This is a genomic window from Peribacillus sp. B65, from assembly GCF_058513295.1.
Window position 1 is genome coordinate 415,349 of record NZ_CP195840.1, and the last position, 26,548, is coordinate 441,896.

22 protein-coding genes and 1 pseudogene are annotated in these 26,548 nt (G+C 41.7%); 6 read left to right on the forward strand and 17 right to left on the reverse strand.

The window, feature by feature from the left end:
* Positions 1 to 9: 9 nt before the first annotated feature.
* From kynA to ACSR9O_RS02115, 10 genes are all read right to left on the reverse strand, one after another.
* On the reverse strand, positions 10 to 855 hold the full coding sequence (kynA, locus tag ACSR9O_RS02070) for a tryptophan 2,3-dioxygenase (RefSeq protein WP_491723832.1): 846 nt from the start codon (positions 853 to 855) through the stop codon (positions 10 to 12).
* 17 nt (positions 856 to 872) lie between these two features.
* Positions 873 to 2,222, reverse strand: coding sequence for an amino acid permease (locus tag ACSR9O_RS02075; protein ID WP_101224059.1), 1,350 nt, complete (start codon positions 2,220 to 2,222; stop codon positions 873 to 875).
* A gap of 14 nt (positions 2,223 to 2,236) precedes the next feature.
* Positions 2,237 to 3,505 carry a kynureninase gene (kynU, locus tag ACSR9O_RS02080; RefSeq protein WP_260357952.1) on the reverse strand — a complete coding sequence of 423 codons (1,269 nt, stop codon included), beginning with the start codon at positions 3,503 to 3,505 and terminating at the stop codon, positions 2,237 to 2,239.
* Positions 3,506 to 3,555: 50 nt separating this feature from the next.
* Positions 3,556 to 5,070, reverse strand: a complete 1,515-nt coding sequence (locus tag ACSR9O_RS02085) for a carboxylesterase/lipase family protein (RefSeq protein WP_491723833.1) — start codon at positions 5,068 to 5,070, stop codon at positions 3,556 to 3,558.
* A 228-nt stretch (positions 5,071 to 5,298) separates the two neighbouring features.
* Positions 5,299 to 5,712, reverse strand: a complete 414-nt coding sequence (locus ACSR9O_RS02090) for a MerR family transcriptional regulator (protein ID WP_157831082.1) — start codon at positions 5,710 to 5,712, stop codon at positions 5,299 to 5,301.
* An 85-nt stretch (positions 5,713 to 5,797) separates the two neighbouring features.
* On the reverse strand, positions 5,798 to 7,438 hold the full coding sequence (locus tag ACSR9O_RS02095; RefSeq protein WP_101224062.1) for a SulP family inorganic anion transporter: 1,641 nt from the start codon (positions 7,436 to 7,438) through the stop codon (positions 5,798 to 5,800).
* Between the two features lie 509 nt (positions 7,439 to 7,947).
* Entirely contained in the window at positions 7,948 to 9,357 is a 1,410-nt protein-coding gene (locus ACSR9O_RS02100; RefSeq protein WP_491723834.1) for a glycoside hydrolase family 1 protein, read from the reverse strand.
* 257 nt (positions 9,358 to 9,614) lie between these two features.
* Positions 9,615 to 10,736 carry an NADH-dependent flavin oxidoreductase gene (locus ACSR9O_RS02105; protein ID WP_260356967.1) on the reverse strand — a complete coding sequence of 374 codons (1,122 nt, stop codon included), beginning with the start codon at positions 10,734 to 10,736 and terminating at the stop codon, positions 9,615 to 9,617.
* 21 nt (positions 10,737 to 10,757) lie between these two features.
* On the reverse strand, positions 10,758 to 11,066 hold the full coding sequence (locus tag ACSR9O_RS02110) for an iron-sulfur cluster assembly accessory protein (protein WP_491723835.1): 309 nt from the start codon (positions 11,064 to 11,066) through the stop codon (positions 10,758 to 10,760).
* 81 nt (positions 11,067 to 11,147) lie between these two features.
* On the reverse strand, positions 11,148 to 12,146 hold the full coding sequence (locus ACSR9O_RS02115; RefSeq protein WP_230177706.1) for a Gfo/Idh/MocA family protein: 999 nt from the start codon (positions 12,144 to 12,146) through the stop codon (positions 11,148 to 11,150).
* Positions 12,147 to 12,353: 207 nt separating this feature from the next.
* Between ACSR9O_RS02115 and ACSR9O_RS02120 the strand changes: the two genes are divergently transcribed.
* A complete protein-coding gene (locus tag ACSR9O_RS02120; RefSeq protein WP_101224066.1) occupies positions 12,354 to 13,139 on the forward strand; it encodes an SDR family oxidoreductase in 786 nt (261 codons plus the stop codon).
* 65 nt (positions 13,140 to 13,204) lie between these two features.
* Here ACSR9O_RS02120 and ACSR9O_RS02125 read toward each other — a convergent pair whose 3' ends face one another.
* Together ACSR9O_RS02125 and ACSR9O_RS02130 are read right to left on the reverse strand one after the other, a co-directional pair.
* Entirely contained in the window at positions 13,205 to 14,437 is a 1,233-nt protein-coding gene (locus ACSR9O_RS02125) for a multidrug effflux MFS transporter (RefSeq protein WP_491723836.1), read from the reverse strand.
* 1,019 nt (positions 14,438 to 15,456) lie between these two features.
* The gene (locus ACSR9O_RS02130) at positions 15,457 to 16,434 is read right to left on the reverse strand and encodes a 2-hydroxyacid dehydrogenase (RefSeq protein ID WP_491723837.1); all 978 of its coding nucleotides are present in this window, start codon (positions 16,432 to 16,434) and stop codon (positions 15,457 to 15,459) included.
* Positions 16,435 to 16,763: 329 nt separating this feature from the next.
* Here ACSR9O_RS02130 and ACSR9O_RS02135 point away from each other — a divergent pair, with 329 nt between their 5' ends.
* Together ACSR9O_RS02135 and ACSR9O_RS02140 are read left to right on the forward strand one after the other, a co-directional pair.
* The gene (locus ACSR9O_RS02135; RefSeq protein WP_491723838.1) at positions 16,764 to 17,729 is read left to right on the forward strand and encodes an MBL fold metallo-hydrolase; all 966 of its coding nucleotides are present in this window, start codon (positions 16,764 to 16,766) and stop codon (positions 17,727 to 17,729) included.
* 189 nt (positions 17,730 to 17,918) lie between these two features.
* Complete coding sequence (locus ACSR9O_RS02140) at positions 17,919 to 19,115, forward strand: M14 family metallopeptidase (protein WP_101224069.1); 1,197 nt, start codon at positions 17,919 to 17,921, stop codon at positions 19,113 to 19,115.
* 157 nt (positions 19,116 to 19,272) lie between these two features.
* Here the strand turns inward: ACSR9O_RS02140 and ACSR9O_RS02145 are convergent, their stop codons facing one another.
* Together ACSR9O_RS02145 and ACSR9O_RS02150 are read right to left on the reverse strand one after the other, a co-directional pair.
* On the reverse strand, positions 19,273 to 20,244 hold the full coding sequence (locus tag ACSR9O_RS02145; protein WP_101224070.1) for a TRM11 family SAM-dependent methyltransferase: 972 nt from the start codon (positions 20,242 to 20,244) through the stop codon (positions 19,273 to 19,275).
* A 146-nt stretch (positions 20,245 to 20,390) separates the two neighbouring features.
* Positions 20,391 to 21,482, reverse strand: a complete 1,092-nt coding sequence (locus ACSR9O_RS02150; RefSeq protein WP_491723839.1) for a CotH kinase family protein — start codon at positions 21,480 to 21,482, stop codon at positions 20,391 to 20,393.
* A 152-nt stretch (positions 21,483 to 21,634) separates the two neighbouring features.
* Between ACSR9O_RS02150 and ACSR9O_RS02155 the strand changes: the two are divergent.
* Both ACSR9O_RS02155 and ACSR9O_RS02160 read left to right on the forward strand, forming a co-directional pair.
* Positions 21,635 to 21,688: pseudogene (locus ACSR9O_RS02155) on the forward strand (hypothetical protein); the annotation flags it as partial.
* 22 nt (positions 21,689 to 21,710) lie between these two features.
* Positions 21,711 to 22,208, forward strand: coding sequence for a hypothetical protein (locus ACSR9O_RS02160; protein WP_491725518.1), 498 nt, complete (start codon positions 21,711 to 21,713; stop codon positions 22,206 to 22,208).
* A 206-nt stretch (positions 22,209 to 22,414) separates the two neighbouring features.
* On the opposite strand, the gene ACSR9O_RS02165 is transcribed toward ACSR9O_RS02160, so the two are convergent.
* From ACSR9O_RS02165 to ACSR9O_RS02175, 3 genes are read right to left on the reverse strand one after another with little or no spacing between them, the layout of a single operon-like run.
* Positions 22,415 to 22,726 carry a DUF3870 domain-containing protein gene (locus tag ACSR9O_RS02165; RefSeq protein WP_048682993.1) on the reverse strand — a complete coding sequence of 104 codons (312 nt, stop codon included), beginning with the start codon at positions 22,724 to 22,726 and terminating at the stop codon, positions 22,415 to 22,417.
* Positions 22,727 to 22,749: 23 nt separating this feature from the next.
* Entirely contained in the window at positions 22,750 to 23,955 is a 1,206-nt protein-coding gene (locus tag ACSR9O_RS02170) for an acyl-CoA dehydrogenase family protein (RefSeq protein WP_491725435.1), read from the reverse strand.
* Positions 23,956 to 23,969: 14 nt separating this feature from the next.
* Entirely contained in the window at positions 23,970 to 25,157 is a 1,188-nt protein-coding gene (locus tag ACSR9O_RS02175) for a CaiB/BaiF CoA transferase family protein (RefSeq protein ID WP_230177673.1), read from the reverse strand.
* A 447-nt stretch (positions 25,158 to 25,604) separates the two neighbouring features.
* Here ACSR9O_RS02175 and ACSR9O_RS02180 point away from each other — a divergent pair, with 447 nt between their 5' ends.
* Positions 25,605 to 26,543, forward strand: a complete 939-nt coding sequence (locus tag ACSR9O_RS02180) for a DHH family phosphoesterase (protein WP_491723840.1) — start codon at positions 25,605 to 25,607, stop codon at positions 26,541 to 26,543.
* Positions 26,544 to 26,548: the final 5 nt, after the last annotated feature.

The following is a 26,548-nucleotide window of genomic DNA, read 5'->3' on the forward strand; positions in this document are numbered from 1 at the left end:
AGTCAAAGCTTACAGTTTGGTCCTTAATGTCCAAAGCTCAGGAAAAAATGGCTGTTCGACCACTTTCTTCAGATAACTTACACCTGACGATCCGCCAGTTCCCTTTTTATTACCGATGATCCGTTCTACAGTACTCATATGATTGAATCTCCAGAATTGTTGTTGACTTCCAATATCAACGAGTTTTTCGGCCAGCTCATACAAATCCCAGTAGTTATGCACATCGCGGTAAACGGTCAGCCATGCTTTTTCAACACTTGCATTTTCCTGATAAATTAAAGACCAATCCCTCTTCAGGACCGATTGATCAATAGGAAGCCCCCTTGCAGCCAAAGCACCTAAAGCCGCATCATAAATACTTGGTTTATTCAAGGCTGCCATCATCGACTCATAAAGCTCGGGCTGATGACGGAAAACGGCCAATATTTGCGAATTCTTTTGACCCATCGCAAATTCTATCAACCTGTTCTGAAATGATTGAAACCCTGAAGAGTTTCCTAGTTTCTCCCGGAATTCCATATAATCGGTTGGCGTCAAGGTCGAAAGCACATTCCAAGATTGAACTAGTTGCTGTTGGATCCTGGCCACTCTGGATAGCATCTTAAAGGAAGGCTCCAAATGTCCTGCCTCAATATGATCAGTTGCCGCAGTCAATTCATGGATTATCAATTTCATCCACAATTCACTTGTTTGGTGAATGATGATGAACAGCATTTCATCGTGATGGCCGGAAAGTCGATGCTGACTTGATAAAATTTGATTTAAATGCAGATAGTCCCCATAGGACATATCTTTTTCAAAATCAGTTACCATACTTTCTTCCAAACGATGTTCATCTCTTGGACCCTTATCCATACTATCCCTCTTTCCCTTTACTTTCTTTTGAATTTCGACATCAAAAAATAAATGATGCAAAGAAAGATCAGCCAAGGAACCCCGAACTGGAGCACGATTTTAAATGGGCCAGTGAACCAGGTAGATACCGTCAAAGCAAACAAAAGTAATGCACCAAGAATCGTTAGATATGGAAATCCATACATTTTAACCGGTAATTTGCGGCCACCTGATTTCTCCCATCTCTTCCTGAAATATAAATGGGAAATGAACACCATGAACCAGGTTAAAATGGCTCCGAACATTGATATCCCCATCATGAATGCATATGAAGTATCCGGAAGCAGGACCTTTACTCCTGCAGCAAGAAATATTCCTAAAGTGGATATGAGAAGTGCCCTTACCGGGACACCTTTCCTGCTCACTTTTTGAAATAGGGCTGGAGCCTGCTTTTGCTCGGATAACGAAAATATCATTCTGGTGGAGGCATATAATTGACTATTCATAGCGGATAAAGCAGCGGTTAAAATAATGAAATTCATTATTCCCGATGCCCCGGGAACATTCAGGATTTCCATTACCTTAACAAATGGGCTTTTGTCAATACCGGCAGATTGCCAGGGAACAATCATTAACATGATCCCGATAGTCAGTACATAAAAAGTGGCAAGCCTGAAGACAGTAGCCTTCAAAGCTTTAGGGACGGCTATATCCGGATCCTTTGCTTCTCCCGCCGTCACCGCAATCAACTCAGTTCCTAAAAAGCTGAAGAGCGAAATGAATATGGCGACCCAGAGCCCCCAAAAGCCGAAAGGCATAAAACCTCCATCATTGGCATAGTTCTCTACACCGATCCCGCTTGAAGGTCCTGCGCCAATCACCACATAGGCGCCAAGTAGAATGAATATGACAATGGCGCTTATCTTGATCATTGAAAATACATACTCAAAATTCCCGAATGTATTGACACTCGTCGCATTTACATAGATTAGCAGTGCAGCAAAAAGGAAAATCCAAACACTTCCAGGTACAGCCGGGAACCAATATTTCATATAAACAGCGATGGCACTCACTTCGACACCAATGGCAAGAACATTCGCTATCCAATATGAATACCTCACAACAAAACCCGCAAATGGACTTATATATTTTTCAGCAATGGTACCAAAGGATCCCGATGTTGGATAGGCTACAGTCATTTCCGCCAAACAGCCCATCAGCAGAAGGACAATGAATGCACCTATTGCATAGCTGATAAGTACACTTGGACCTGCCGTTGAAATCGCAAGGCCGCTACCCAAGAATAACCCGGTGCCAATTGCACATCCCATGGCTATCATGGTGATTTGATTCGATGATAATTCACGATGCAGTTTATTTTTCTCCATATGTTGCTCCCATTCTAGGCAATGATTCCCCTTTTATTTTCATAGTTTTCATATATTCTGCCGTCCATGATCTTCTTAAGCACCTGTACAGTTTCATAGACTTCCTGAAAAGAGGTATAAAGAGCAACAGGTGCTAAACGAATCATATTCGGTTCACGATAATCGGGAATGATGGCCTCTTGTTTCAATGCTTTACATATTCTTGCAGCTTCTGGATGTTCAAGGATGATATGACCGCCCCTTTTTGCTTCATGCCTTGGGCTCCCAATCTCAAATCCATATCCCGTCAATTCCGAATGTACTAAATCCATAAGATATTGAGTCAGCTTCAAGGATTTCTTCCGGACTTGTTCTATCCCCGCTTCCGCAAACATTTCAAGCGAGCCTAAAAGGGGGGCCATGCTTAATATATGGGGAGTTCCAATTTGAAAGGCACCTGCCGAATTTGCCTGGGTAAAGGTATGTTCCATATCGAACTGCCTATCTTTCCGCGACCCAAACCATCCAGCCAACCCGGGCATCCTTGCAAAATGCTTACGGTTCACATATAACCCCGCTACACATCCTGGTCCGCCATTCAAATGCTTATAATTACACCAAAACGCGAAATCCACTTCCCAGTTGTCAAACAAATGCGGGATGGCTCCCACGGAATGACAGGCATCGAATCCTATCATGATTCCACGCGCATGCGCTTCCTTTGTTAACCTCTCCATATCCAGGATCTGTCCGCTTCGATATAAAACCGTCGGAAGTACAATCAACGCTATTTCCTCGTTCATCTCTTCAATGATGTCTTCTTCTTCAAGGAATTTACCATCTCGGCTTTTCACCTGAACCAAGTGTGCCGAAGGATCAAGCCCATGCAATCGGAGCTGGCTTTGAAGTGCATAGATATCACTCGGGAAGGTTAGTTCATCCGCCAAAATCTTATTCCTGCCAGCTCTCGGTTCAAAAAAAGTGGCCGCAAGCTGATGCAGATTAGCTGTAGTCGACCCTCCCATTATCACTTCATCCTCTAAAGCTCCTACCAACGGGGCACTCAATTCACCCAATCTCTCAGAAAAGTAAAACCAGGGCTCGGCACCCCCCGTCCAGCCATCGACCCCATACTTTTTCCAATCTTCCAATGACTTCATTAAACTTTTCTCAGCCCGCTTCGATAAAAGTCCCAATGAGTTGCCATCCATATAAATCATCCCGGGGCTCAAGTAGAACTCCTCTCTGTAAGAAACTAATGGATCTTCCTGATCCAACGTTTTCGCATACTCTTTCGTTGACATGAAATTATTGATATCCTTGTTCTCCCCGCTTCCTTCCAAGCCACTTTTTTTCACTTGTAGATCCCTACCCCTTCCCATGCCAACCTTATCATTCTGTCAGGATCTTTTTCAATATAATCCTTTTTATCAAAAATCATTGTGTAGTGATTTCTTTCATCATATTTCGGCCAGATTTCTCCTTCCGGGGGATTGGGGTTTCCATATTTCGCAAAGTTGACCCAATGGCCCTGCATTCTATGGGAAACCTTCAGGGCAGCTGACCTTGAACCATATGAAACAATCCGTTTCCCAAATGCCGAGTCAAAAGTCTGGAAAGCAAAAGGGATTTCCATACCATGCGTCGCCCCTAATTTACTTATGCGCATTGCCGCCGTTTTATAATCAAAACGATACATCCATGTTTTTTCAAAGCGGCTGTATGCCTCCGCATACCAAACCGAGGGAATATGGAAAGTCGCATCACGGCCAATGCCAAGCACAGCTTCCTTTTCTGGGTAGTTTAAATAAGCATTCGTAATTCGCTCTTTCGCCTCTGGATCAGTGTTATCGAACATTTTCTGAATCATCGCCGCATTAGTTGGAATTAATGGGGGATCCACCTGGTCGAATAACGTCGCTTCGTCCCTATTTGTTCCTATAAGCAAGGGTATTCCCTTTGCTTTTCCGGATCGAATCGAATCTAGTGGATAATCGGGCAGGAAGTCACCATCTACGACAGGTCCAAATGATAATGAGCCCGGCATGGCCTGTGAATTTTCCTGCAAGAGTTGGTAGGAAGCCGTGACAATCTCTTGAACTGGAAGCGTCTTTAAGCGGTGGATTTCATCCTTTCCAATGCCCAATATTTCAAGGAACCTTTCACTGAATTGGCGCGCAAATCCTTTTCCGTAAACAGATGTCGGAGCGGGACTTTCCGCAATGGCCTGTTTAAAAAGACCTCTAGCTGAAGGAACAGTAAGTAAAGTCGTCACCGCATTGCCACCAGCTGATTCACCAAATATCGTAACATTATCAGGGTCGCCGCCAAACGCTTCTATATTTTCATTAACCCATTTCAGAGACGCAACTTGATCACGTAAACCTAAATTGGTTTCAAATATTTCCCCATCAACTGCAAACTCGGAAAAATCCAGATATCCCAGTGCCCCCAGCCTATAGTTGATGCTTACTACGACTACATCTCCATTCTTAGCCAGTAAATGTCCATTGTACATATCAAGGGATCCAGCTCCCGTTATGTATGCTCCTCCAGGAATCCACACCATGACCGGGCGTTTTTTATCATCTGCCCTAGGCGACCAAATATTCAGGAACAAGCAATCCTCATCCATTTTTTCATTTCCCGTCATTCCTGTCCTTACCGCCCGATCCATCGGCTGCGGGGGAATCGGACCAAAATCCACTGCATCCAGGACACCGCTCCACTTATCAACTGGCTCCGGCGAGAGGAAACGCAGACCCTCAATCGGCGCTTTCGCATACCTGACTCCACGCCAAACGCATATATCGTTTTCCATAGTACCTTGAAGATGTCCTTTTACCGTCGTAACTATCGATCCAATCATTCCCTTTCACCTCTTCATATAGTAGTAGATACTTAAGTTCTTCTTTTTCCATTCCCTTATATCCTTCATCTTTATTGAAAAAAGATCTATAGACTCCGTTCTTCCAAAATAAAGTACCGCTATCGTATATAAAGTCAGGTTATCCTCATGAGTTTGAAGTTTTCATTAAATGGCCAGTTAACAAAAAAAGACCCAATCAGGTCTTTTTTGTTGAACTTGGCAAAAAGCTTAGGCGAGCATGGCAAGGATACTCAATAAAGAGCTGCCCCGAACGGAAAGCTGTTGTGCAGCATATGTTAATTGCTGTTCATCGAGCTGTTCCAATAAAGGCTTTAATTCCAGCAATTCATTCTCCAGTCCTTTAAGGTCTGTAGATAGCTTGTCCACCATCAAGAGCACTTGCTCAGAATCAACAGTGGTTTCAGACCAGACTTGTAACCGTTCCTTGATTTCAGTCAAAGGCATATTCTGTTCTTTATACCGATTAATCATTTGAAGACGATTTAAAGCATCTTCTGTGTAATACCGATATCTTGACCCAGTTTTTTCATAGTTCAGCATTCCTAATTGTGTGTAATAGTCAATGGTTCTTCTCGAAACATTCGCAAGTTCAGCAAGCTGGCCAATCCGATATATATTCACCCAGATAGTCACCTTCTTTTAAAAATCTACTGTTAACGATACTATAACATAACTATCCAAAAAGGTGACTTCGAGGATGAAACTATTAGACTACTTTATCCGAATTGCCCTTCAACTGCTTCTTGGCAAAATACAGGGCATCTTCCTTCGAATTAAAAAAGTGCTGTTTATCTATTTTATGATACAGACCAGTGCTGAGTAACAATTCCTTGGGTTGCTGCTGAATTCCGGAAATGATTAATTTCCCCTTATATTTTCCGATGCGATTAACAATCGCCAATAGTGCAGCCTCTGCTGAAGTGTCCATATATGTTACCCGGCGCATGCTTATTACCAACACTTTCGTCTTATTATCCAAGTTCTCCAATATCGATGACTCCAGGACGTCTATCGAACCAAAGAAGAGGGGACCTTCCAAGTTATACACATTGATCTTTGAATCCGAATTATCAATTGGGACTATCTCGGTAATCTCATGACTTCTTTCCCTGACTTTTAACGTGTGGCTCATTTTTGCAATGAAGGTGATGAAGGCAATCAATAAGCCAATTCCTACCCCCATGATTAAATCAGTGAAGACTGTGACGAGGAAGGTGACTAGCAAAACCGCAGAATCCGCCGTCTTCGTTTTCAATACATGAGCGAATTCCTTTCTTTCACTCATATTCCAGGCAACAAACATCAATATGGGCGCCATGCTAGCCAAAGGTATATGCGCTGCATATGGAGAAAGCACCAGCAAAACCAGTAAAACGACAATTCCGTGAATGACTCCGGACATCGGGGAGGCTGCCCCGCTTTTTATATTGGTAGCTGTCCTGGCAATGGCACCTGTCGCAGGTATTCCCCCGAAGAATGGGGTCGCGATGTTCGCGATTCCTTGCCCAACCAATTCCTTATTACTATCATGCTTGGTCCCCCCCATGTTATCGGCCACGGTAGCGGATAACAATGACTCGACACCGCCTAACAAGGCAATCGTAAAAGCAACGGGAAGGAGTGTGATAATGACTTCCACTGATAGCTCCGGCACTTGGAATTGCGGAAAACCTTTCGGAATCGCTCCATACGTAGAACCAATCGTAGCCACCTTATCGGGAAATAAAAAGTAAGCTGCAATTGTGGAAATCAGCAAACCCAGAAGCGGTCCTGGCACTCGTGGCAAAAGTCTAGGTGCCAGCAGTATGACGACAAAACATATAATCGCAACAATCACACTATATAGATTGATCGTGTCTGCTTTAATCACCAGTTCCTTCATGTTATCCATGAACGCTTCATGTTTTTCCACTTTCATACCAAAGAAGTTGGCAATTTGCCCTGAAAAGATTATTATCGCAATTCCTGTTGTAAATCCAATGATGACGGGACGGGGAATGAACTTCATCAAATTGCCTAACTTAAGCAGACCCATCAGGACTAACATAATCCCCGCTAAAAACCCGGCAATTAGCAGGCTTTCATACCCATATTGCATAACGATCCCAAATAATAAAGGAACGAACGCCCCGGTTGGCCCTCCAATTTGATACTTGGAGCCACCCAAAATCGATATGAGGATTCCTGCGATGATGGTCGTATATAACCCGTATATTGGTTCGACGCCTGAAGCAATTGCAAAAGCCAATCCTAAAGGGATGGCCACAACACCTACGACCAATCCTGCCGTTACGTCCTTTTGAAAACCCTTCATATTATACCCTTGAAATCTAGAATCTTTTATCATCTTTTTAAAACTCACATCCTTAGTCGTTTTTTTAGTTGGGATCTACCATCATCAGGAAAAATGACTTTCTTTCATTTTAGAGGGAGTTGCTTGATCAAAATTAATCTTACTTGTAGGTTTTTTCAACGGGACAAACCATGCGGGGGGACTTTTCAAAGCTAAGAAATAATCGTCATATGTAATCTCCTTATGTTAAGTTATTTGACATGGCCTCTACCACGCTTCAACATTATACAGTAAAACGTAAAACTGTACATTGTTAGTAACGTTAACATTTGTTTACAACTTATTGCATATTTTTACATTTATATTACAACCCGGGACCATGTTTCCAGTCTAGTTAATTTGAAGCCGGAGATTCAGACTACGAATCAGGAGGTTTGAACTTTGGACTAATTCCCCATACCGGAAAACTTGAATAAAGACCAATAGAAAAAGCATGTTTTGAGAAAGATTGCTCAAAACATGCTCTATAAAAACTCAAGGCTCTATATAAGTTTTCTTTCAGTTTACAGCTCTTCCCCTCTCGTCTCGATAATATGTTTATACCAATGAAACGACAGCTTCTTTTTCCGGTTTAACTGATCATGATGATCCACGTAAATAAATCCGTATTGCTTCTTATACCCGTTTAACCAACTTAATAGATCAATGACAGACCATGCGTAATATCCTTTTAAATGGATGCCTTCGTTGATTGCCCGCTTAATCACTTTTAAGTGCTCCTCAATATATTTAATACGGGGAACATCCACTATTTCACCATCGATAATAGGATCCTCATCACCAAGTCCGTTTTCTGTAACATACATTTTAATATCACCATAACGCTCTTTTAACATATGCAGCCCATCTAAGAATCCTTGAGGTGAGATTTCCCAGCCCCATTTTGTATATGTTTTATCTTCCATTTTCACGGTCCGATAAAAGCCATCAAAAGACGGGTTTCCTGGAGCTAGAGTAGATGTTTCTCTTGAATGCTCCATGTTTGAAATGGCTTCCCGATTTTTTTCCACGCGAATGGGCTGGTAATAATTGAGTCCGATAAAATCATTTTTCCCCGCATTTCTTTTTAGCGTATCCAGTTCTTCTTCGGTCCAGCTTGGTGTCCAGCCTTTCTCCTTTAATTGCTCAACCACATAAGCTGGATATTCACCTTTTAAAATTGGGTCATAATACCAAAAAGTTTCATATTCATTGGCATGCCTAGCAGCTAATACATTCTCATGTTTGTCATCAATACTATAAGCTGGCAGGAATACATGGGTAATCCCAATTTCACCGTAATGATTCAGTCCCTTGTATACCTCTACCGCTTTGGCATGTGCATAAAAAACGTAATGTGTCGCTTGAAAGTATTTATTTTCATCGTTTTGGATTCCAGGCGGGTGCGCTCCTTTTAAATACCCTAAACCGCAAAACATAACCGTTTCATTAAACGTGATCCAATGTTTGACGCGGTCTCCGAATGCGCGAAAACAAATCTCCGCATACTTGACGAATGCTTCAGCTGTTCGCTTATTCGTCCATCCCCCATCTTGTTCAAGCGTCAAAGGCAAATCCCAATGATACAGCGTAACAAATGGAACAATCCCATATTTTAAGCATTCATTAATAACATTATTATAAAATTCCAAACCTTTTTCATTGATTTCCCCGTCACCGGTTGGCAAAATACGTGCCCATGAAATGGAAAACCGATATGATTCAAGTCCCATCTCTGCCATTAATTTAATATCTTCTTTGTAACGATGATAATGGTCTATCGCTACATCACCGTTTGTACCTTCATATGTTTTCCCCGGTATCTTCGAGAAGACATCCCAATTCGTTATACCTTTACCATCTTCATCCCATGCTCCTTCTATTTGAAAAGAAGCGGAAGCTGCTCCTAATAAAAAATCGTGTGGAAACTTCAATTATAACCCTCCATTTCATACCCTCTTATTAAATTTATAATAATATATTTAATTCATTGGCACAAATATTAATTTTTAATTCACGTAAAACATAAGCCTTAAAGATAGTATTTACTATCAGGGAATGATTAAATCCAGAATTCTGCTGAATCAACCTCTCTTTTTCTAGCTGAAGATGATTGATTTATAGTTTCATATGAACATATGCAAAAACCCGTCCACCTAAGGAGGACGGGTTACGCATTTATTCAAGGCAATCACTCCACAACCGGGAGCCATCCTTTTATCCCAATCAACTTTTCCCAAAGCGGATCTGGAATGACCAGTTCATCCTGATCTTTTTTTGAAAGGGTGGTCCGTATTTCCGCTTCTTTTCCAGACCTGATTTTTTCAATCCAATGCGGTTCCATAAGAAGTTCGCGGCCAAGGGCGATAAAAGGGACACCCGTTTCCATAGCTTCCGCAACTTCATCGGGTGTATGCAGTGAGCCTACACCGACAACAGGGATACGATTACCTACTTTATCGTAAATTTTGACGATGCGTGACTTTGTCCTATCACTCTCGCGGAATGAGCCATTCCAGAAGTGGCCTACCGATATATGTAGATAATCCAGGTTTTGATTCGCTAATCTATCAACGAATTGAATCGTATCATCTAATGTGATTCCAGGATTGCTGCCTTCTTCAGGAGAAAGGCGGTAGCCGATGATAAACGGCTTTTTCGCATGCTCAGCAACCGTTTTCTCGACTTCATTCACAATGGTAAGCGGAAAAATCAATCGTTTTCCCAGTGTTCCACCCCAGTTATCCGTACGACGGTTCGAGTGTGGCGAGAAGAATTGCTGCAGCAAGTACGTATTGGCACCATGGATTTCCACACCATCGAATCCTGCTTCGATTGCCCTTCTTGTTGCTTCTCCAAATGCCTTAATAATGTCTTGTATTTCATCTTCACTCATTTCCCGCGGTACAGGTGCTTCCTCGCTGGAAGCGATGGCACTTGCAGAAACAGGTTGGTTATCAGGCAATAATTCCGGCGGACTTTGCCGGCCTCCATGATATATTTGCAGGATCGCTTTTGAGCCGTTGGACTGAATCGTTTCGGCTAGTTTTCTCAAGGAAGGGATAAAGAAATCGTCATCTGCACTAAGTTGGCCTGGGAATCCCTTACCCCCAGCAGATACATAGGCACATGCCGTGACCACCGCACCTACACCAGCCGAGCGTTCAGCATAATAGGCCAGTTCATCATCGGTTACAACGCCTTGATCATCTGAAGAATAAGTGGTCATAGGAGCCATCATGATACGATTTTTCACTTCTACCCCTGATGGAAATATATATGGTTGAAAAATCTTTTCGTATTTTTGATTCATGCCAATCCTCCCCCTTTACTCTTAGTGGTGATGATGTCCGTGCGGTTCTTTAGAAGGATTCGTGATTTCAAAGCCTTCTTCAGGTACATAAAAATATTTAATCCAGACACCATCCAGAAATTCTTCACGTGAATCAAGCAAAATATCGATTTCTTTATCTGTTTTGACGATTTCATCATGCTCTGCCGGTGTATCCATCTTCATGTCATAATGGGCATGATCACCATGCATATGGGTGATATATACACGAATCATTTTCCCTTCGGCTTCTTCAGTGCTCAGCATTTTTTGTAAGACCTTTGCTGCATTGCGATTTATTTTGCAATTCATGTCCATTCCTCCAACAATAAAATTATCCCTGTACTGAATTCTACCCAATTAAGGGTTATCAGTAACATCCATTTTTCCCCTTCATGATTGGCCATGTCCTCGGTCTGAAGGAAAGACGATGCCGATTTGCTTTCTTGCTTCATCCATGATTTCCATGGTCAACAATGAATTCGAATATGAATTAATATCGGATTCCATTTTCCCCTGCTGTATCAAATCAACAAATTCTTTCGCTTCATAATACATGGTAGGCATATCCTGTTTAACAGAAATATTTTCAGTGGTTCCATCCCGATACTGAATATCCACCGCTTGCGGTCCTGAAATTTTCTGAATGATGATGCTTCCAAGTTCACCTTGAATTTCCGATGGCAAATTGGATTCAGTAATTTTGGAAAACATGACGACTGCCTCCATTTCATCATAGGAAAGCAGAATCGTTCCTTGCCCATCAACTCCTGATTCAAGCATCGTTCCTGAAGCCTGCACCTTATTCGGTTTACCGAACAGTACAACAAGTGGATAGAGGACGTAAATGCCTAAATCCATTAAAGAGCCACTGGAGAATTCCGGATTGAATGCATTCAGCACAGTTCCTTGTTTATATGAATCGTAGCGTGATGAATATTGGCAAAAGCTTCCCGAGAAACGCCTAATCTTCCCGATTTTATCCAGATTCCCTTTTATACTTTCGAAATTCGGCATGATGGTCGATTTCATCGCTTCCATCAATAGCACATCATTTTGTTTTGCTGCCTCAATCATATCCCTTACTTCTGCCGCATTCGAGGCCATTGGTTTTTCACATAATACATGTTTTTTATTTTGTAAAAACAACACGGCTTGCCGGCAATGATGAGAGTTAGGGCTTGCTATATATACAGCGTCGATTTCATCGCTGGCAGCCATTTCTTCTATATTCGTAAAAGTCGTATGTACTTCGTATTTATTGGCAAATTCCTTGGCTTTCTCTTCTGTACGTGAATACACGGCGGTTAAAGATAAATCCTCTACATGCTTAGCAGCCTCCAAAAATCGTTCCGTGATCCAGTTTGTACCTATTACCCCTAATCTTATCAACATCCTATCCCCTTTCAAGCTAACTTAATTATGTCCTCAATATACAGACATTTCACTGAAAAACAAAGTATAATGAACACCCGCAATTGTTTAAATTGGATTTTTTAGGCAATATTCGTTTATAATTTTTCTATATTACCACTGCCATGATGTTTCTACATACTCCCAAATTGGGAATAGAAGACTTAAAAGGAGCGTGTGAAGTTTATGACAGAATTAATGAAAAACAAAGTTGCCATCATTACCGGTGGAGGATCGGGAATTGGCCGGGGCGCTGCACTGAAACTAGCTGAAAACGGCGCGAACATCATCTTTTTTGATCGTACAGTCGAAAATGCCGAAAAAGTGAAGGAAGAAGTGGAGAACCTTGGCCGAGAGGCTTTAATCATTAAAACGGATGTTTCCAAGGCTGAGCAAGTTGAACATGCCTACAAGACGGCCTATGAACATTTTGGGAAAATTGATTTTGTATTTGCAAACGCAGGCATCAACGGAGTGATTGCCCCTATAGAAGACATAAAGCCAGAAGATTGGGATCAGACACATACCATCAACCTCAAAGGCACCTTTCTCACCATCAAATACGCCATTCCCTACATGAAGGAAACAGGCGGCAGCATCGTAATCAACAGCTCCATCAATGGAAACCGATATTTCAAGAATTTTGGTTTTTCCGCTTATAGTTCATCCAAAGCTGGTCAAGTCGCTTTCGGAAAAATGGCTGCACTCGAATTGGCAAGATATAAAATCAGGGTAAATACCATTTGTCCCGGCTCCATCGATACGAACATTCACGATAACACATTCCCGGAAGATGAAAACTTAAAAAAAATCACGATTCCCATTGAATATCCGCAAGGCTCCCAGCCCCTGGCGAAGAAAGCGGGAACTACCGAACAAGCCGGTGATCTCGTATTGTTTCTAGCATCAGACATGTCCTCACATGTTACGGGTACGGAAGTTTATATCGATGGAGCAGAATCACTTTTATGATTCATACTTACCCACTTAAAGGAAAAAAGCTGAAATCCACATCAGGATTTCAGCTTTTTTCCTTTTTAAGCAACTCGCCTTAATCCGCGACGGGCAAGGAGTAAATAAGCGAACATGGCGATGACATGACAACTTACCATCACAATTCCCATCGGCAAGGGTGACTCACCTGAACCTAATCCCACCAAGGGAGCCATTAGTGATCCCAATATGAAGGGAAGCAGGCCTATTAAAGCCGAAGCACTGCCTGCTGTTTTTTTCTGATTTTGCATCGCTAAAGAAAAACTCGTTGTACCGACAATACCGACGCTGGAGACAGAGAGGAATAAAGCGACCAAGATTCCTGCCAACCCCATTTCAAGAAGAACTGAGGCAAGAAGTAATATTCCCCCAAACAAGGCTAGGCATAATCCCATTTGAAGCAGTTTTTCTTCTTTAATCTTCCCAGCAAGCTTCCCGGCAACTTGTGAAGCGATGATGATCCCAATTCCGTTTATTGCAAAAATCAGGCTGAAGGTCTGTGGGGAAACCCCATAAATGTTCTGGAGAACAAAAGGCGATCCGGAAATATAAGCGAACATTGCGGCACTTATGAATCCTTGAGCAAAAGCATAGCCCATAAACACACGATCCTTCAATAAGTTCCCAAAAGTCCTGACTGTATCGTTTACCCCACCGGCACTCCTGAGATTAGACGATAAAGTTTCCTTTATCCCAAAAAATGCAGCCGCAACCATAATGATACCTAATACTGATATGACAATGAAAACTCCCCGCCAAGAAGTGAACTGCAAAAGTTGACCGCCAAAAACCGGAGCCAATATCGGTGCCGCCCCATTCACAAGCATTAACATGGAGAAGAACTTGGTCAAATCCGTTCCTGAAAAAAGGTCACGAACTATGGCCCTTGAAATGACAATGCCTCCCGCTCCTGCAATACCTTGGATAAAACGTAATAATAAAAGCAATTCAATGGTTGGAGCAAAAGCGCATAACAGAGATGAAATGCAATAAATGGATAAAGATATGACTAACGGTGTCCGCCTTCCTTTTGCATCACTTAGAGGCCCTAAATAAATTTGGCCCAAAGCCAAACCTAACAAGCAGGCAGTCAAGCTCAGCTGCGCTAAAGACGTACTGCTATTCAGATCCTCTGCCAGTGTAGGGAGACCTGGTAAATACATATCAAGTGACAGTGGTCCAATCGCTGCAAAAGACCCCAGCATAAGAGCCATCAACAGCCTTTTGGATTTAGTCATTTCGTTGCCTGATGATATCGTTTCCTTCATTTCAATCATTATTACCCCTATCCCTTTCAACTAATTGTTTTTCCTAAATAAAACTCGACTTTCTTTATTTTACAAAAAATCGGCACAATTTACGATAAGAATGCTTCACTCGAATTCGTTTCTTCCATTCTGCATTCAATTAAGCATTAATGTGAGGATAATGGAAAACTTTTAACGGACAAAACGATTCCCACCTTCGGATGCAACTCCATTTGAGCGTTATTTTCAGCTTCGGTTAAAAGAATCCAATAAAAAATGACCCCATTTTGGAGTCACTTCAGATTGTAGACATACTCGAAATAAAGCGAGTTTGCCTGCCATTTTTTATTAAAAAACGTTGCAGTTGATTTCAGCCGGAGCACTTTTCACCACCTATACCGGACGTCTTTTGTTCAGGAGCTTCTCCTCGGCCGTCCACGTATTTATCCGACCTACACCCCACTTTATTCGACCGTTCTCATATTTATCCGACCTACAACGCTCTTTATTCGGCCATTCACGATTTATCCGACCTACAACGCACTTTTCGGTCGTTCACGATTTATCCGACCTACAACGCTCTTTATTCGACCGTTCACCGTATTTATCCGACCCACAACGCTCTTTATTCGACCGTTCTCATATTTATCCGACCTACACCCCACTTTATTCGGCCGTCCACGTATTTATCCGACCTACAACGCACTTTATTCGGCCGTTCACGATTTATCCGACCTACAACGCACTTTATTCGGCCGTTCACGATTTATCCGACCTACAACGCACTTTATTCGGCCGTTCACGATTTATCCGACCTACAACGCACTTTTCGGTCGTTCACGATTTTTTCGACCTTTACCTCACTCCGAAGCATTTATTTTAAGATTCACGGATTAAATCCGCTCCCCATTCCGCCGACCGTCTGTCGAGTTCATCAATTTAGTAGGTTTTATCCTATAAAACGGTCAAAACTCAAGGTGTCTAATCAAGTCTCGTTTTAAAATCATGAAAGGGATTCGGGATGTGACCATTCCAAATCCCTTTAAGAGTCATTTTGATTTATTCAACACTACTAAATTACGGGGAGTATCACCAGATAACCCCTCCATCAAGTTTTGTACAGCTAGAGCAGCCATTTTCAATCTTGTCGCAATGCTGGCACTGCCGATATGCGGCAATGTAACCACATTGGGCAATGTTAGCAGCGGGTGTTCCACAGGGACGGGCTCTTCTTCGAATACATCCAATCCAGCCGCCCAAATCTCTCGACTCTCCAGCGCCTGGTACAATGCTTTTTCATCGATAATCCCGCCTCTTGCGGTATTTATGAGCACAGCCGTCCCTTTCATTAATTCAAGCTGCTCCTTGCCAATCATGTAAGTGGTTTCCGGTGTGAGCGGCAGCATGACACAAACGAAATCCGAGATTTGGAGCAATTTTTCAAGAGGCTGATATTCGATTCCTAATGTATTTTCCTGTTCATATTTACGGCTTCGATTAAAATAAACTAAGTTCATATCGAACCCTTTAGCTCTTTTGGCAAGGGCTTCCCCAATCCTGCCTAACCCGATGATACCCAGCGTTGCACCGTGTACATCTTGTCCGGTCAACTGCATCGGCGACCAGGTTTCCCACTTTCCGCTCCTTAAATAATCTTCAGCCTCCATCATCCTTCTCGCCGTTGCAAGCAGTAAGCCGAAGGTTAAATCAGCTGTCGTTTCCGTTAAAACCCCCGGTGTGTTCGTTACCATGATGCCCCGTTTTGTTGCACTTTGAACATCAATATTATTATGGCCCACTGCCATATTCGCGATGATTTTCAGATTAGGCGCCTGTTCAATCAGTGACTCATCGATTTGTTCCGTCAATAAGCAAAGCAGTCCCTCTACTTCTTTCATTTCTTCTTCAAGGACTTCTCTAGGGACCGGTATATCCTCTTGATCCCACATCCTGACATCAAAATTTTGACTAAGACCTTCGATGATTTGTCCTGGCAATTTCCTTGTAATATAAACTTTTTGCTTCAAACCCTAAACCTCCCATACCGTTTCGTTCCATGTAACGCATTTTTGCACCTTTTGTCGTCTTCAGTTTTTTTACACAAAAATAATTAAAAGAATATTGGCTAAATTACTGGCTTGTTTATTCAATTTTAAAATAAACTAGATAAATAGACCATTCATTTCCAATCAATCTTACTATTAAATTTCTCGATTGCCTGGAAGCTTCCGCTTGACAGTTTCAGTTCATTCAACTAATCATAGAATAATAACCCTTTAAATCTATTCGGTCATTAGTAATTTTTCGCAATTTTCCAGATGAAGTTTATCTCGATTTAGGAGGATATGGGACGTTCATGAAAACGAATACAACATCTAAAATTTATCCAATTATAGCTCCAAGCGCTTTATCTTTAAAAAGTATAAACTTTTATTTAGTTAAACAGGATGAATCTTTAACATTAGTCGATGCAGGTATGAATGATGACGTCTGCTGGAATGCACTGCAGCAAACATTAAACGAAAATGGATTTACAGTTGGAGATATAACGGAAATTTTATTAACCCATCACCATGGAGACCATGTTGGTTTGGTCAACCGGATTACCGAACTCCATCCGATTCCCGTTTATGCCCATTCTAAATCCATTCCCCGTTTAAAAAGGGACCCTTCCTTCTTAAGTATGAGAATTGAATTTTATCAGCAGCTTTACCATGAGATGGGCTGTGGTGAACTTGGAGATAAACAAGTGGCTTACCTATTCAACGCGGTCGATAATAATAAAGATCAAAAACTGAATGGTGACATCATCGCAATCACGGAAAAACAATTGCTGAATTTTGAAGTGATCGAATTTCCAGGGCATGCCCCGGATCAAATTGCATTCCTTGACAAAGAAGGAAAACGGCTTCTTGCCGGTGATTTATTGATTGAACATATATCAAGCAATGCCTTGATCGAACCTGATGAAAACGGTAATAGAATGCTGACCCTTGTAGATCATATCGATTCATTAAAACGATGTTTAGCATTACAGGTGAATCTCCTCTTTCCTGGTCATGGTAACATCATTGAACAACCTGGTCATACGATTGAAAAAAGACTCAACAGCATAGAAAGAAAATCACAAAAGATCCTGGCCTTGATAGAATCCGGAATTTCTACAGGCAATGAACTGGCAAAGGAGTTTTACAAACAAAAGTATTTAACAGAATTCCCGCTCGTCATGTCAGAAATCATCGGCCATTTGGATTATTTAGAATATCAGGGGAAGGTCACGAAACAACTCGTTGAAGATGTAGTTCATTATCAAGCTAAATGACATTAAAAAAGGCTGAAATTGAAATCGTCCCCACTTAGTAGGGACTTTTTTGTGGAAAAATATACAAAATAATTGAATCTGAAATACATAGGCCTTTTTGGGTGTTTTAATTAATCTAACAGGAAATCGATTAGAATGTGAAGAATTTATTATCTGAATATTAAATATTTTCAGGATAGGGGATTTGATGTGAAAAGAAAATTTTTAAAGGTTTTAAGTTCAACAGTAGTAGCCGCAACTTTACTTGGCCCAAATTTCAGCTTAGCTGAAAGAGGACCAAATCCGACAGGTGGAACGAATCTTTCTACCGAAGCATTCCTTAATTATGACGAACTTGTAAAAGAATTAAATCAACTTGAGCAAGCGAGTGCAGGGAAAGTCAATGTCGAAGTGGCCGGAAAAACGAATCAGGGCCGTTCCATTCAAAAAGTGACTGTCGGTCATGGTGACAAAGTCGTTCTTATTCAAAGTGAAATTCATGGAAATGAAAAAACAGGAACTGTCGCGTTATTGAACATTCTTAAAAACCTTGGTCAAAGTAACTCACCTGGGGTAAAGAAAGTACTTGATGAACTAACAATTGTTGCCATTCCAATGATGAACGTAGACGGCTCAGAGCTTGATCGTCGTGGAAATGAGATGAAATGGTCTGAAGTTGTAGGTAAATTCCCCCAACTTTCTAATGCAAAACCTACTTGGAACTATTACACTACTCCCAGATCAGGAGACGACTATGCTAGCAAACCGGGATTTGATGTTAATCGTGACTTCAATCCAGACCTAAATTATGTACCAAAGCCTCAAGACTTCCCGGGGGCATCTGAAAAGCCAGGCTGGTTTATTACCCCCGAAGCGCAAACGCTACGTGACACATATAAAGGGTTAAAATCGAAATTCGGGAAAGTGGATGTTTTTATCGATCTTCATCACCAGGGATTCCCATATATCGAAGGAACTGATGAGCGTGCAACTATGTCAATATCAGGAAAATTCGTTCCTAACCCAAGCACTCCAGAAGGTGCTAAATATGAAGAGTATGCAGATAATTTCAAATATGATTTCTCTCGTCAGTTGACACTTACTGCGTATAATGCACTGCAAGCAAAAGGGAATTCAGTTTTTACAAATATTTCATTATATGATCAATCTATTGACCTGCCAGGAACTGCTTTAGGGACGTTTGCTTTAAACGGAAGTGGGACGGTTCTATTTGAAGTTAGTGGTCAAACACAAAACTTTGGGCAAAAAAAGAATGGCCAGCTCATAAAAACGGTTGAAACGGGGCTAATGGGTATTATCAATGGTGTAACAGATGGATCGGTTCATAATCTTAATCCATCAGACTATGAAAAAATTCCTGAAAGTTCATCTACACCCGGAATCTAGTCAATTTTGAAACTTAATTGTAAAGGCGGGCTTGTCCGCCATCTGGCACCGGTTGAATATCGAAGCCAGATGGCAGCAAAGCCCTTTTTATTTGTCTAATTGACAAGGGTAAGTCCATATCCAATTAAAGATTTCAGCCTTTTATTGCTGAAGATACTCACACGCACACGACAATCTCTCTGGAAAAAATGCCTTTCCTGGCAACACAGCGATCGGCGATCTCAAATCCTGCTTCTTCAATCATATGATCCATCGTGTCGATCGTTACGACGACGACCTTGTCAGCAAAGCCCCTGGCATGTTTAAGGATCGATAGCTGATCTTCCGGTGTCGCATGTGTATATAAATTGTAGGGCATATCGATAATCGCTACATCATATTTACTGGTGACCTCCGAAATCGGACCTGTAGTTACATCACCTTCGAGTCCGAAATAGGCAATGTTCTCCCTGGAACCGTCGGTAACAAGCGGATTGATATCCCGGCCGACAATATTGATTCCCATCGACAATGCTTCTACCAATACCGTTCCAATTCCGCAACATGGATCAATTGCCTTCACCCCATCCGGATGCGGAACGGCTATGTTGGCAATGGCCCTCGCCACTCTTGTGCTAAGCGCTGTTGAATATTCACGGGGCTTTTTCATATGTTTTAACCAAACCGCTTCAGGTTTGACATACTTCCCGAAATACCAACGTCCGCCAAGGGTCACGATTCCAAAGACCTGATCAGGATTGCGTACATCGGCATTTCCCTGAATGTGCCAGCCAATCTCCCGTTCAATTTCACGCTGTCCATCATAATCTATTTTTGCTTCTTTATTCAAATCGTTAATTTTCACGAATAATACTTTGAACGTCGAATCAGGCAAATGGATATCCTTCACTTGCTCAACGATTTCGGATATGCTCTCCCCTTCAAACATCACTTCGACCCGCCCTTTTATGAAAGGGCTCCTGCTCGGTTCAATTGCTATATCACTTTTCAAAATATCCCCTGAAGTCTCAAAGCCAAAGAACGAGCGCATCTCCATTTTAGATAATGAGCGTTCGTCAGGGGTGCATGTAAACGTATATATATATGCCGGTTTGCGGCTATGATTAGTCAATCCATTCCCATCCTTCATTACTTTAGATTATCTCTTTCTATCAAACATAGCTGTAATAGTATAGAAAAGCAAATGGAATCGTGCAGTAAAAAGCAGGAATGCTTATCATTCAACATTCCTGCTTTTATATTTTTCATTGTTCCATCACTAGCGGATAGGAATTATTAATCCAATTTATACAGCCGGCTATTTATATACTTTGCACGCGCCTCAATGAATTTCAGGATGAATTCGGGCTCATTATCAAATTTCACAATATCCCCCTTGATATATGGATCTTTTGTAATATATGGTCTTATTTGATCATGCATTTCCTGAATGATAGGTTTCATATAGCCCACGTTAAATTGATTGTTCAAAATCTCCTTAAGAAGTTCTTGGTATCGGACACGAAAACCCCTTACATCAAGGATTCTAGCAGTCAATGTATTGAACCCCTCGATTCCCACATAATCCTCTTCCATCACTCTCCCGTTAACATCCCTGCCCCATGTCGCATCATAATCCCATGGAATCATTTCAAAGAGTCCAGTTTCTCCATTTCGATACAAGGTATAGTTATGAACGAACCCATCATAGTTTTGTGTGAATATGACACCGGCCAGCCAGCGCAGGTATTTTTCGACATCGACATATTTTACAATTTCCTTTTCAAATTCCACTCTTGAAATTGTATTGATTTGAAGAATTAGCTCTTGTAAATATAATTCATCTTTTTCTGTTCCGCATTTTTTTTGATAGCCCATCTCCAATGATTTTTTGATTCCTTTATCCAAATCGCTCATCAATGAGAAATTGGCATCACCATCCACTGCATAGAAAATGGACCCCTGTGGCAGACCCCTTTTCTTCAAATAATATTCATCCACCGATTCCAATTCCAGGTATATCCCTTCGTCTTTTCCGTTCAGGTTCAGAAAAACGAACTGGGAGTTCGGTGATAAGGTTCCTATATCCGAAAAAAAGTCTAAAGATAATTTATTTCTTAATAAAGATTTATCTTTATATTCGGCATTTAAATGAACTTCCTTGGCACTCTTAAAAGTATTAGGTTTATAAAAGACTACATTATAGGATTTTTTGCGAAAACCACGGATATGAGAGCCACGGTAAACAATATCAATATCAAGTTTTTTTCTGTTAAGTGTTAACTTTGCCGGTAAAGGATCATTGCACCATATATCTCTGCGAAGTTCCATTAAATTAACTGGTGAAATAAAAAGCTGGTACACAGGCAGCTTCTGGTCAGAATCCATATAACCCTTCCCTTCACTTTCACTTTCATATTAAATTATGAAAAAAAGCGAGGGGTGTCACCAAAAACAAATTTTATTAAAAATTGTGCTATTATCTCTGGCATATTACGTACAAACGCATAGTTTACGAATAGAAAGGAGGATATATAAATATGTCTGACATCATTCGAAATATACAAAATGCGGTGGATAGAGCCAATTCCTTCGGGTTAGGCGATTTCATGTATAATGACCCATGTTCAAAAGGCCGTTCTTCACGAAAAAACAACAATAATAGGCGAACTTCCCGTAGAAGCACTAAACGTTGCACGAGCAGGAATCGGTCCACTTCCGGCACGCAAAGACGCTCTTGCTGGAAACGGAGATCTACATGCAGCACACAAAGGCGCACTAGCAGGAGGAGGTCCACTTGCAGCACACAAAGGCGCACTAGCAGGAGGAGGTCCACTTGCAGCACACAAAGGCGCACTAGCAGGAGGAGGTCCACTTGCCGTACGCAAAGGCGCACTAGCAGAAGGAGGTCCACTTGCCGTACGCAAAGGCGCACTAGCAGGAGGAGGTCCACTTGCCGTATGCAAAGGCGTACTAGCAGGAGGAGGTCCACTTGCAGCAGACAACGGCGCTCCAACAGAAACCGGTGTTCGTCCAACCACTGCAGTTGGCTTTGCGGCAATAACTTTCGCAATAAACGGAAAAGGTGCTTCTAGTTTCATGGTACCGTTTTAATGTACAACTAATATTTTTTACTGGATTATTAAGCTTTACTTTAAAGTCCAATTTCTATAAAAAAACACAAACTCGTCCTATAGGTAGGGGCGAGTTTTGTGTTTTTAAAATTATCACGATCGTTAAATCCAGTCAAATGTCCCTTTCCTTAAACAATAAAAAAGGATCCTACCCTTTTACATACGGTAGGATCCTTCAAGTTTCGCTTATTTAACGGAGACCAATTCGAACTGTGCATACACATCCTTCAGCCCTGCTTGAATGGCTTGACCAGCCTTCCCACGATAATGCATTTGCACACGATCAATCAATTCTTCGATACCATCTTTCAGGCAATAACCGCGCAGCAGCTGACGAATGAATTCCCTTCCATGTTCTGTAGCAAGTGTACATGAAGCCTCGACTATTACTCCATATTTAAAGTCAAGCTCTACCGTGATGGTGATGGAATCATATATATTTCTCGCTGCCATCCCTTGTGGAAGCTTTGCATGCCCTGCAATAAAGTATGTGTTCATCATCTGATCTCCTCTATCTATAGTTAATGTACGGAAACCTGCTCGAAGGGCCATGCAGGCAATTGCTTACGAAGCTCTTTATCTTGTCTGTAGCCAAGTGCGTATTCACCCTGCATTACAGTATGAATCTCACGGGTTCCTTCATAAATGACCGGAGCTTTTGAATTCCGCAGAAAACGTTCCACTGGATATTCATCCGAGTAGCCATAGGCACCATGAATTTGAACAGCATCATTGGCAGCTTCGTTTGCAGCATTACATGATATCCACTTGGCAAGCGATGTTTCCTTCGTATTCCTTTTTCCTTGATTTTTTAAGGTACCCGCTTTAAAAACGAGCAATCTGGAAATCTCTAAATTTGCGGTCATCTTGGCAATCATCTGTTGAACGAGCTGATGCTTGCCAATCTCTTTTCCGAATGTGCTTCTTTCATGGCAATACTTCAAGCTTGCTTCAAGGCTTGCTTCTATTAACCCTACAGCACCTGCGGCCACTGTAAACCGGCCGCTGTCCAATGCCGACATGGAAATTTTAAAGCCCTCACCTTCTTCACCAAGCCTATTCTCCACTGGAACTTTTACATCCGTTAAAAAGATTTCGCCTGTATTCCCGGCACGAATTCCCAATTTCCCTTTAATGGCTTTCGACTCCACTCCCTCGAAAGTCCGTTCCACAATAAAAGCAGTGATGCCCCTTGAACCGGCATCATGATCCGTCTTGGCGAAGATAAGGAAATGATCTGCATAATCACAGAGCGAAATCCATGTTTTAGACCCGTTCAAGATATAGTGGTCCCCAAAACGTTTTGCCGTTGATTTCATTGCAGCAACATCAGACCCTGCATTCGGTTCAGTCAGACCAAAAGCACCTATCTTGATCCCCTTTGCCTGCGGTACTAAATATTTCTGTTTTTGTTCTTCCGTCCCCCATTGCAGCAGGGTCATGCTATTCAACCCTGTATGTACCGAAACTGCAGTACGGTAAGCCGTATCGCCTCGCTCCAGCTCCTCACAAACGATGGCCAGGGTATTATAATCCATTCCGACCCCGCCATACTCTTCTGGTATACAAACGCCCATCAACTGCAATTCCGCTAATCTTTTTAAAATATGTGGCTGGAATTGACCTTGCCTATCCCACTCTTGAATGTAAGGGATAATTTCCTTATCGACAAATTTCCTTACCACTTTCTTCACGCTTTGCTGCTCTTCTGTTAATTCGAAATTCATCATTAAAATTCCTCCTAAATAATTTTATTTTCTTTGAATTTGCTTATTTGGTCTGGACTATATCCAATATCAGCCAAAATGGAATCGGTGTGCTCACCATAGAGCGGCGGATGCTTTCTCATCGTAACCGGCGTTTTTGAAAGGTTCAGGGGCGATCCCGTCACTCTAAGCTCTTCGATTGTGGGATGCTCCATGCTCACCAACATGCCTCTTGCGATGATTTGCGGATCCTCGAACATCTCTGCTATATCATTGATTGGACCATTGGGTATCCCTGCATCATCAAACAGCCTTTTCCATTCCTTCTTTGTCTTTCCTTTCAACAAATCCTCTATTATCGGTATTAAGACTTCCTTGTTTTGCAAACGTTTTTCATTATGCTTAAACTGTTCCTGCTGGGCTAAATCAGGTCTGCCTATAACGGTTGAAAACCTTCTGAACTGATCATCATTTCCTACTGCAACGACAAGCTCTCCATCGCTTGTCCGGAATGTCTGGTATGGAACGATATTGGGATGCTGGTTACCCATTCTTTCAGGGGTCAAGCCACTGAATAAATAGTTGCTGGCGACATTCACCAATGAAGAAACCTGACAATCCATTAACGAAATATCAATTTCCTGACCTTCCCCCGCTTTATCCCTATGATGTAAAGCGGATAAAATGCCAATGCATGTATACAAGCCAGTCAATATGTCAGCTATGGCCACCCCGACCTTCACGGGACTCCCATCTTTTGCTCCTGTGATGCTCATCAAACCACTCATCGCTTGAATGATATAGTCATAGCCAGGCAAATCCTTATAAGGTCCTGTTAAACCAAATCCCGTAATCGAGGCCAAGATCAGTTTGGGGTTCATTTCCTTTAAATCCTCATAACCTAACCCCATTTTTTCCAATGTGCCCGTCTTGAAATTTTGGATCACTATATCCCCTGAAGCCACTAACTTCCGGAAAATCTCTTTCCCTTGTTCCGACTTTAAATTCAAGGTCATGCTTTGCTTATTTCGATTGGCACATAAATAGTAAGCGCTTTCTCCTTGGGCGAATGGCGGACCCCATCCTCTCGTTTCATCACCTGATTCATGATGCTCGATTTTAACAACATCGGCACCCAAATCACCGAGAATCATTGAACAAAACGGCCCCGCCAAAACACGGGATACATCGATAATCCTGACTCCCTCCAAAGCTCCATTCATATCATCACCCCTTTCAAACTGTCGGGATACACAAAAAAGAGCCAGTAAAACCAACAATGTCATTACATTGAATGTTTCACTGACCCTTATCCACGAACTGTCTTCCTGCAAAGGAAGATCAAGTGAACCAAGTCAATTTTTATAGATTCCAGTTTTATAACAAGCCGGCCATGCAACAAGGTAACTTGTTGTCATCGGTTTGGTAAATTAAGTATAGTTCCATTTTTTGAATTTTGCAATAATTTTGCATCGGTGTTTTTATTACTTCCTCTGAAATACTCAGTAGCATACCTCCCGTTAATATAAAAATACTTCCAGTAGTAATCGGAATTGCCTTTATTCGTGAGGCATGTGATGATTGAATATGCATAGCTGTCAATATTTGAATTATACATAAATATCAATTATCGCTCGCTAGACTAGGAAAAATGAAAGGGAGATGGCGATATGGACAATAAAAAAGCGGAAATAATCGAAGCGATCAAGAAATACCACACAATCATCATTCATCGCCATGTTAATCCGGATCCGGATGCATTGGGATCACAAATCGGTTTAAAGAGGCTATTGAAGCATTCCTACCCTTCTAAAGAAGTCTTTGCGGTAGGCGAAGAAGTGGATAAGCTTCTATTCATTGGTGATATGGATGTCATTTCCGATAACAAATACAAAGGTGCCTTAGTGATTGTTTGTGATACGGCCAACATTTCACGGATCAGTGATTCCCGCTATGATCTAGGGGACATGCTTATCAAAATTGACCACCACCCTGAATATGAACAATTCGGTGACCTTTCTTGGGTTGACCCTTCCTATAGCTCCGCAAGTGAAATGCTTGTTGATTTATTCTTGGAATTTCCAGTGGGCTTTGTCATGAATAAAGAAGCGGCTAAATCATTTTATGCAGGAATACTTAGTGATACAGGGAATTTCATGAATGGGAATACCACTCCGCGGACATTAAAGATGGTTTCACATTTAAGAACTTATAATATTCAGCCAGAAAGAATTCATAACAGTCTTAATGTAAAGGAAAAAAACGCTTCAAGACTTCAAAAAGACATCCTCATGAGCTTCAAGGTAACCGATAAAGGAGTAGCTTACTTCATTATTACGGAGGAACTTTTAAATATGTATGGCGTGGATCGACTCGAAGCTTCGAATTTAGTCAATACACTATCAAGTGTCAGGGGCAATAAAATCTGGGCTTTCTTCATCGAATATCCTTCTGAAATCCGTGTCAGGATACGTTCACGGAATATTCCCATCGCTTCAGTCGCACGTCAATTCAATGGAGGAGGACATTCACTGGCTTCAGGAGCTACCATCCATTCCTGGGAAGAGGTTGATCATGTTATCCAAGCATTGGATCAAGTCTGTCCATAACAGGG